This window comes from Paenibacillus sp. OT2-17 (assembly GCF_009827695.1).
GTDB lineage: Bacteria > Bacillota > Bacilli > Paenibacillales > Paenibacillaceae > Paenibacillus > Paenibacillus polymyxa_B.
In genome coordinates, this window is record NZ_WUDQ01000974.1 from 1 (window position 1) to 748 (window position 748).

At 45.9% G+C, this 748-nt stretch carries 1 protein-coding gene; it reads left to right on the forward strand.

The genetic code is table 11. The annotated features are described in order from the left end of the window. A partial coding sequence (locus GRP75_RS28550) for an MFS transporter (protein WP_160791063.1) occupies positions 1-748 on the forward strand: 748 nt, incomplete at both ends.

The window sequence follows — 748 nt, forward strand, 5'->3', positions numbered from 1 at the left end:
GAGCAGCGTCTCGGATACAAAAAGTTTTTGATTCTTGCGCTCGGCGTATTTTCGCTGGGAACGGGAATATGTATTTTTGCATGGAGTGATTCTGCCCTGATCGCAGCACGGGTGCTGGCTGGTCTGGGCGGTGGTGTTATTATGCCGCTGAGTATGACGATTATTTACAAAATTATGCCGCGTGAACAAATCGGTATGTCCCTTGGTATATGGGGGATCGCCGCAATGGCAGCGCCGGCTGTAGGGCCTACGCTCAGCGGATATTTAATTGAGTGGTTTAACTGGCGGTTCTTGTTTATTGTCAGTGTGCCAGTTGCTTTATTTGCAATTTTAATGGTTATTCTTCTAATCAAAGAACCGCCTAAAGTAGAGCCGAAGCCGTTTGATCTACCGGGCTTTTTGCTGGCCGCAACTTGTGCCGGAACACTTTTGTACGCACTGACAAACGGACAGCGTGATGGCTGGACTTCTTTTGGAATTGTATCCTTGCTGTTTGTTGCTTTCTGGGCACTTGTTTTTCTGATCTATGTAGAAAGCGGCAAGGATAATGCGGTAATTGAAATCTCATTATTCAAGAATTCAAAATATACGATTAGTGTCATTGCTTCCAGTCTGGTCATGATGGGGATGTACAGAGGAACGTTCCTAACACCGTTGTTTTTGCAAAATATCCAGCGTGTGTCACCGATTGATACCGGTATTATCCTCATTCCACAGGCCATTGCCATGGCGGCTATGATGCCTATTG